Origin of the sequence: Candidatus Allofournierella merdipullorum (assembly GCF_048426865.1) — a bacterium.
GTDB lineage: Bacteria > Bacillota > Clostridia > Oscillospirales > Ruminococcaceae > Allofournierella_A > Allofournierella_A merdipullorum.
The window spans coordinates 22,537-29,649 of the sequence record NZ_DBFNWJ010000011.1; the positions used below are offsets into that span (position 1 = coordinate 22,537).

Below are 7,113 nucleotides of genomic sequence, written 5' to 3' on the forward strand. Positions count from 1 at the left end.
AAAGTTCCTCTTGCTGTTGGGCCCGCTCAGGTCACGTTCGGCTGGCTGTTACCGGTATCCGGCGTGGGGCTGGGCACCACGGGAGTGGGGTCCGGCGGCGGCACGGGAGACGGCACCGGAGAGGGCGACGGGGACGGAGTGGGCGCGGGAGTGGGCTCCGGCGTGGGTTCGGGAGTGGGCTCCGGGCCCTTGGAGACCACCAGGCCTACCTGCGAGTAGACCTTGACGGTGGAACCTTCGGTGGGGGTGGAGTCGATGACCACGCCCGCGGCATACTCGTTGCTGTAAGCCTCGGTGATAACGCCGGTGACCAGGTTGCTGTTGGTCAGCGCCTTCTGGGCGTCCTCCAGAGAGATGCCCTTCACCGGCGGCACGGTGGTCTCGGTCTCGATCTTCTTCTGGCTGACGTAGACCGAAATGGTCTGGCCGCTGGCGATGCTCTCGCCCGCCGCGGGCTCGGTACGGATGACGGTGCCCTCGGCGAGAGTATCGTCCTCCACGATCATGCGCCGCACCTGCAGGCCCAGGTCTTTCAGTTCCGCCTCAGCGTCGGCGATCTTCCACTGGGTCACGTCCGGCACGTTCACATACAGGGTGCCGAGACTGACCTTGACGGTGACCTTCTGGCCTTCCTTGACCGTGCGGGGGCCGCGGGGCGACTGGTAATAGATGGTGCCCGCTTCGTACTTGTCATTGTATTCCTGCTCGGCTACCAGGGTGAGCTGGCCGGAATACTGCTCTTTCACTGTATCCCACTGCATGCCGGTGAAGTCGGGCAGTTCCACGTCCGCCTTGTTGCTGAACAGAGGGTTGGTGGAGTTGGCAAAGATGAGATAGCACAAAATCGCGCTGCCCAGGGCAAAGGCCGTGGCCATGCCCGCCAGAATGGGCAGGACTCCCACCTTGCGCTTGCGGGGAGGTTTGTGCTGGCTGTTTTTGCTTCCTGGCGCGGGGGCCGCTTTGCGGCTGCCCTGCGGAGCGGGCTTGCGGCCGGTGGGGCCGCCGCTAGACTGTTTAACCACCTTGTCGATATACCTCGCTGGCGAATCTTCGGTCATATATTCGTACTCGAACCGGATGCTTGGGTTCTTTTTGAACTCCTCCAGATCGTTCAGCATGGCCCGGGCGCTGGGATAGCGCCGCGCCGGGTCCTTCGCCATGGCCCGGGCGGTGATGTCCTGTAAAGCTTTGGGCACATCCGGCGCCACCTCGCTGAGGGGCGCGGCGGTGTCGGCGATCTGCTTGATGGCCACGGACACCGCGCTGTCCGACTCGAAGGGCAGCTTGCCCGAGAGCATCTCGTACATCATCACGCCTGTGGAGTAGATGTCCGCCTTTGCGTCGGTGACGTCGCCCTTGGCCTGTTCGGGACTGATGTAGTGCACTGAGCCGATGGCCTTCTCGCTGGTGTCCTGATACTCCGCGCGAGAGAAGCGGGCGATGCCGAAGTCCATGATCTTGACCCGGCCGTCCGCCAGAAGCATGATGTTCTGGGGCTTGATGTCTCGATGGACGACGCCCTTCTGGTGGGCATGGTCCAGCGCATCCAGCACCTGCTGGCAGAAGTGGACCACCTCTTTCCAGGTGAGGGGCCCGCACCGGCGGTTCATGTATTCCTTCAGGGTGATGCCGTCGATGTACTCCATCACGATGAACTGGAGTCGGTCGGTGACCGAGACGTCGAACACCTTGACGATGTTAGGATGGTCCAGGATGGAGATGGCCTTGGATTCGTTCTTGAAGCGCCGCACCAGTTCGGTGTTCTGGCTGAACTCTTCCCGCAGGATCTTCACCGCCACCACAGCGTCGGTCTTGAGGTCTCGTCCTTTATAGACGTTGGCCATGCCGCCCACGCCCACCAGGCTTTCCAGCAGGTAGCGGCCCTCCAGTTTTTTGCCGATCAGTTCGTCCATTTCAATCCTCCGTGGGTTCCACCCCTACCAGCACAGCGGTGACATTGTCCTGGCTGCCGGCAGCCAGGGCTCGCTCTACCAGCTTGCGGGGTGTGATAAAGAAGGGAGTGTGCTCCAGAATGTCCTGCAGCTGCTCTGCGGGCACCGCGCCGGAAAGGCCGTCGGAGCACAAAAGCAGCACGTCGCCCTTCTTGACCGGGGCGCTGGTATAGTCGCCTTCCACCTCCGGCTCCACGCCCAGAGCCTTGGTGATGAGATTTTTGTGCGGGTGGTGGGCAGCCTGCTGACTGGTGAGCTGGCCGCTTTCCACCATCTGCTGCACCATAGTATGGTCCACCGTGAGCTGCACCAGTTCCCCCGGGCGGCAGAGGTATGCCCGGGAGTCGCCCACATGGGCCACATGGGCCGTGCCGCCGCGCACCAGCACGCACACTGCGGTGGTGCCCATGCCCCGGTGGCTGGGGTCCTTCAGGGACTCGGCGTAGACCGCCCGGTTGGCCTGGGTGATGCACCGGGCCAGAAGGGCCTGCTCGCCGCCCTCGGGCAGGTCGGCCAGCCCTTCGGCAAAGCAGTCCTCCAGCGCGTCGGTGGCGATCTGGCTGGCAAGACGGCCTGCGGCAGCGCCGCCCATGCCGTCGCACACAACGGCCCAGACCGTGTTGTCGGGAAGGCGCGCGGCGCGGTAATTATCCTGATTTTCGGAGCGGTAGCTTCCCTTGTCGGTCTTGCCCGCCAGTTTCATTTCCTTCCCTCCTTTGCCGCCTCTTCGCGGCGCAGCTGGCCGCAGGCGGCGCTGATGTCGCTGCCCAGGCGGCGGCGAACGGTGGCGTTCACCCCAAGGTCTGTGAGCAGCGATTGGAATCGCTTGACGTTTTCGGCGTCGGTGGCGGAATAGGGGCTGCCGTCCACCGGGTTGATGGGGATAAGGTTCACATGGGCCCCCATGCCCCGGATGAGCGCCGCCAGTTCCTTTGCGGTGGCGGGGCTGTCGTTGACGCCACGCACCATGGAATATTCAAAGCTGACCCGCCGGCCGGTGGTCTCCTGGTAGCGGCGGCAGGCCGCGATGAGCTGAGCCACCGGGTAGGCGTCGTTCACCGGCATCATCTTGCTGCGCATCTCGTCGTTGGGGGCGTGCAGCGAGATGGAAAGGGTAAGCTGCAGTTTTTTCTCCGCCAGCTTATCAATCATGGGCACAACGCCGCAGGTGGACAAGCTGATGTTGCGCATGCCGATGTTCACCCCGTCGGAGCTGGAAATGATGGAGAGGAAATCCATCACGTTGTCGAAGTTATCCAGCGGCTCGCCGATGCCCATGAGCACGATGTGGCTGATGCGCTCGCCGATGTCCTTCTGGGCGGCGTAAATTTGCGCCGCGATCTCCCCTGCTTCCAGGTTGCGCACCCGGCCCGCCTGGGTGGAGGCGCAGAAGCGGCAGCCCATGCGGCAGCCCACCTGAGTGGACACGCAGGCGGTGACGCCATAGTGGTAGCGCATGATGACTGTCTCGATGCAGTTGCCGTCGGCCAGGGCAAAGAGGTATTTCACCGTGCCGTCTTTGGACTGCTGCCGCCGCACGATGGCGGGGGCGGCGATGTAATATCCTTCTTCCAGTTTGGCCAGCAGGGCCTTGGGCTGGTCGGTCATGGCAGAAAAATCCGTGACCAGCTTCTGATGCAGCCAGTGGAAAATCTGTTTGGCCCGGAAGGCGGGCTGGCCCAGCTCTTTCATCAGAGCGGTCAGCCCCTCGAGCGTATAGGAGGATATACAGTTCTTGCTCATTGTATCACAAACCCTCGTTCGTTTCCATACCCGGGGCGTTCACGCCCGTTCCAGCACCGCCACGAAGAAGCCGTCGGAACCGGCAAAGCCGGGCAGCATGGTCTGCATATTGTCTTCGATGAGCGCGCCCTCCAGCACCACCGGCGGCGGCAGGAGGCGGAACTGGGGCGTTGTTTCCAAAAAGGTGCGCACCACCTGGCTGTTTTCCCGCTGGTCCACCGTGCAAGTGGAGTAGACAAGGCGTCCGCCTTTTTTAACATAACGGGCTGCGTTGGTGAGAATTTTCAACTGGAGAGCATGCAGTTCTTCGCTGCCCTCGAGAGACTTATAGCGGATGTCCGGCTTTTTGGCGATGATGCCAAGGCCGGAACAGGGCACGTCGCAGAGCACCCGGTCGGCTCCGGCCAGCGCCGGGTCATAGACCGAGGCGTCCCCCTTTGCCACCGAAACGCAGGAAAGGCCGCAGCGGCGCGCCGCCGTTTCGATGAGCGGCAGGCGGTTTTCCGCCGCGTCGAAGCTCAAAAGGCGGCCCTTGTCCCCCATCTGCTGAGCCAGCAGCAGGGTCTTGCCGCCGGGGGCGGCACAGAGGTCCAGCACTTTTTCGCCGGGCTGCGCTTCCAAGCAGAGGGCCGCGGTCTGGCTGGCCAGGCCCTGCACATGGTAAAGTCCCTCCCGGAAGGCTTTGGTCGCGGCAGGGCTGCCGGAAAATTCCGCTTCCACCGCCCCGGGCACATCCAACGGGCGGGCTTTTACGCCCTCTTCCGCCAGTTTTGCGCAGAGTTCCTGGGGCGTGCAGCGCAGGGTGTTGCAGCGCAGGGTGACCGGCGGTTTTTCAAAGAAGGAGGCCAGCATTTGCTCGGCCTTATCGGGGTACTGCTGCAAGAGCAGCTCCACGATGGGCAAGCCCACCGAATACCGCACCGAGAGTTCTTCTGCGCGGCCCGCAAACTGCGTCTTGGAAACATCCAGCCCCACGGCTTTGCGCAGCACCGCGTTCACAAGGCCCGCCGCGCTGCTCTTTTTAAGCTGGCGGCAGAGGCTCACCGCCTCGTTCACCGCCGCGGGCACGGGCGTATTCATATATTTCGCCTCGTAGAGGCCGCAGCGCAGCACCGCCCGCACCGGGGCGTCCAGCTTTTGCAGAGGTTTGGAAAGGCACCGGCTCAGCGCCCAGTCCAGGGTGAGCAGCCGCTCGGTGACGCCGTAGAACAAAGCACTGACAAAGGCCTTGTCTTTGGGCGAGAGTGCCTCCCGTTCCAGCGCGGCGGCCAGCACCAGGTTGGAATAGCCGTTCTGCTCCTGCTTCACGAGGGCGAGGACCGCCGTGCGGCGGGCGTTGTTCATGGTCAATGCTCCTATCTTACAGGGTGTCTCCCACCTTGAGGCGGCGGCCTGCCGCCCAGGCGGAACCGGCCATGGGCTTTTTGCCCTCCGGAACCACTTCAGTCAGTTCCAACGCGCCCTCGCCGCAGGCGATGGTCAGGGGCGACAGGGCCAGAACCTGACCCGGCGCGCCGCTGCCGGCGGCCACGCAGCTCTTGAGGACTTTTATCTTCTTGCCGTCCTCTTCAAAGTAGGCCACCGGCCAGGGGTTCATACCCCGCACGAGATTATGCAGCTGCGCTGCGGGACGGGTGAAGTCAAAGCGGGCCATCTCCTTGGTGAGAGGCGGCGCGAGGGTGGCTTTGCTGTGATCCTGGGGGGTGCGGGTCACTTCACCACGACCGATGGCGGCGATGGTCTCCACCAGGGTCTTTGCGCCCTGGTCGGTGATGCGCTCGAACAGTTCGCCGCTGGTCTCCTCGGGGCCGATGGTCACCGGGGCCACGTTCAGAATGTCGCCGGTGTCCAGGCCCTCGTCCAGGAACATGATGGAAACGCCGGTCTCGGCGTCGCCGTTGATGACCGACCACTGTACCGGCGCGGCGCCCCGGTACTTGGGCAGCAGCGACACATGCAGGTTGATGCAGCCGAGAGGCGGCACTTCCAGCACCTCGGGGGGCAGGATGCGCCCGTAAGCCACTACCACGATCAGCTCGGGGGCCAGGGCGCGGATGTCCGCCTGCACCGCCTCGTCCCGCAGGGTGCGGGGCTGGTAGACAGGGATGCCCTTGCTCTCCGCCAGTACCTTCACCGGGGGCGCGGTGAGCACCTGCTTACGGCCCACCGGCTTATCCTGCCGGGTGAACACGCCGCAGACCTCATGCCCCGCCTCCAGAATGGCGGCAAGGCTGGCCGCCGCGATGTCCGGCGTGCCCATGAAAAGAATGCGCATCAGTCTTCCTCCGCCTCGTCGGGGTAGTCGTCCTCATAGAAATGGTCGGCCAGGTCCATGATGGTGATGCCGTCCAGATGGTTGGTCTCGTGGCAGAAGCACCGGGCCAGCATCTCCTCGCCCTCCATCTCGAAGGTGTTGCCGAAACGGTCCTGGGCGCGGATCTTCACCTTGCGGGGGCGCTCGATGGCTCCGTTATGGCCCGGGAAGGACAGGCAGCCCTCATAGAGAGTGACGGTGTCCTCGGATTCTTCCAGAATTTCGGGGTTGACGCACTCGATGAACTTGGGCTCGTACCCCTCGGGCACGGTGCCGTCCTCCGGCAGGTCCCGCTCGTCCAGCGCGATGAACAGGCGGCGCATCACGCCCACCTGGGGGCCGGCCAGGCCCAGGCCGCCGGCGTCCAGCAGAGTCTCCTGCATGTCGTCCAGCAGGGTGGCCAGACGGTCGTCAAAATTGGTGACCGGGCGGCAGACCTTCTTCAGAATGGGGTCGCCGTCCTGCACGATGGTGCGAAGTGCCATAATCGTTACTCCTTTTTCGTCGTTGCGGGGCTTTTAATCCCCGTCGGAATTGAAATCCAACGTCACGGCGGCCTTTGCGGGCAGCCCTTCGGCGGAATAGTCCTGCATCACATCCGCAAGCAGCGCCCGGAAGGCCTTGTCGTTGCGGCATTTGATGGTGAGTTTGTAGCGGTAGCGGTCCTTGATGAGGACCACGTTCATGGGCGCGGGGCCGAGCAGCCGCAGCGGCATGTTCGGCTGCTGCTTTGCCCGCTGGGTGAGCAGCGCGCCGAAGCGGGCGGCTGCCGCCAGGGTCTCGCCGTCCTTTTCGCCGCTGAAGGCGGCGATGCACACAGCGCAGAAGGGCGGGTAGAGACACATCTTGCGGAAGGCAATTTCCTGGGCGAAGAATGCCTCGTAATTTTGCGAAGCCGCAAGGTTCAGCACCGGGTTCTGAGGGTCCACCGTCTGGATGACCGCGTGACCCGGTTCGCTGGCTCTGCCGCCCCGGCCAATGACCTGGGTGACCAGACTGAACACGTTCTCGTAGGCCCGAAAGCCCTGGGAGAAGAGCAGGCTGTCCACCCCCAGCACCCCCACCAGGGTGACCTTTTCGAAGTCCAGGCCCTTGGCCACCATC

The 7,113-nt window shown here is 63.8% G+C and carries 6 protein-coding genes and 1 pseudogene; all 7 read right to left on the bottom strand.

What is annotated here, in order from left to right:
• Positions 1-26 precede the first annotated feature (26 nt).
• Complete coding sequence (gene pknB, locus ACMNAY_RS02290; RefSeq protein WP_418718231.1) at positions 27-1,913, bottom strand: Stk1 family PASTA domain-containing Ser/Thr kinase; 1,887 nt, start codon at positions 1,911-1,913, stop codon at positions 27-29.
• Between the two features lies 1 nt (position 1,914).
• A complete protein-coding gene (locus ACMNAY_RS02295; protein WP_418718232.1) occupies positions 1,915-2,655 on the bottom strand; it encodes a Stp1/IreP family PP2C-type Ser/Thr phosphatase in 741 nt (246 codons plus the stop codon).
• Positions 2,652-3,695 carry a 23S rRNA (adenine(2503)-C(2))-methyltransferase RlmN gene (gene rlmN, locus ACMNAY_RS02300; RefSeq protein ID WP_418718233.1) on the bottom strand — a complete coding sequence of 348 codons (1,044 nt, stop codon included), beginning with the start codon at positions 3,693-3,695 and terminating at the stop codon, positions 2,652-2,654. Before rlmN ends, ACMNAY_RS02295 begins: the two co-directional genes overlap by 4 nt.
• Before the next feature lie 39 nt (positions 3,696-3,734).
• A complete protein-coding gene (gene rsmB, locus ACMNAY_RS02305; RefSeq protein ID WP_418718234.1) occupies positions 3,735-5,039 on the bottom strand; it encodes a 16S rRNA (cytosine(967)-C(5))-methyltransferase RsmB in 1,305 nt (434 codons plus the stop codon).
• Between the two features lie 16 nt (positions 5,040-5,055).
• Positions 5,056-5,970, bottom strand: coding sequence for a methionyl-tRNA formyltransferase (gene fmt / locus ACMNAY_RS02310; RefSeq protein ID WP_418718235.1), 915 nt, complete (start codon positions 5,968-5,970; stop codon positions 5,056-5,058).
• Positions 5,970-6,494 (bottom strand): peptide deformylase, encoded by a 525-nt coding sequence (gene def / locus ACMNAY_RS02315; protein WP_418718236.1) that lies wholly within the window; start codon positions 6,492-6,494, stop codon positions 5,970-5,972. Before def ends, fmt begins: the two co-directional genes overlap by 1 nt.
• A gap of 33 nt (positions 6,495-6,527) precedes the next feature.
• A pseudogene (locus ACMNAY_RS02320) lies at positions 6,528-7,113 on the bottom strand (primosomal protein N'); the annotation flags it as partial.

What these genes read in the sequence shown, in the direction of transcription:
- pknB (WP_418718231.1), bottom strand. Translation starts at nt 1,913, where the DNA reads ATGGACGAACTGATCGGCAAAAAACTGGAGGGCCGCTACCTGCTGGAA.
- ACMNAY_RS02295 (WP_418718232.1), bottom strand. Translation starts at nt 2,655, where the DNA reads ATGAAACTGGCGGGCAAGACCGACAAGGGAAGCTACCGCTCCGAAAAT.
- rlmN (WP_418718233.1), bottom strand. Translation starts at nt 3,695, where the DNA reads ATGAGCAAGAACTGTATATCCTCCTATACGCTCGAGGGGCTGACCGCT.
- rsmB (WP_418718234.1), bottom strand. Translation starts at nt 5,039, where the DNA reads ATGAACAACGCCCGCCGCACGGCGGTCCTCGCCCTCGTGAAGCAGGAG.
- fmt (WP_418718235.1), bottom strand. Translation starts at nt 5,970, where the DNA reads ATGCGCATTCTTTTCATGGGCACGCCGGACATCGCGGCGGCCAGCCTT.
- def (WP_418718236.1), bottom strand. Translation starts at nt 6,494, where the DNA reads ATGGCACTTCGCACCATCGTGCAGGACGGCGACCCCATTCTGAAGAAG.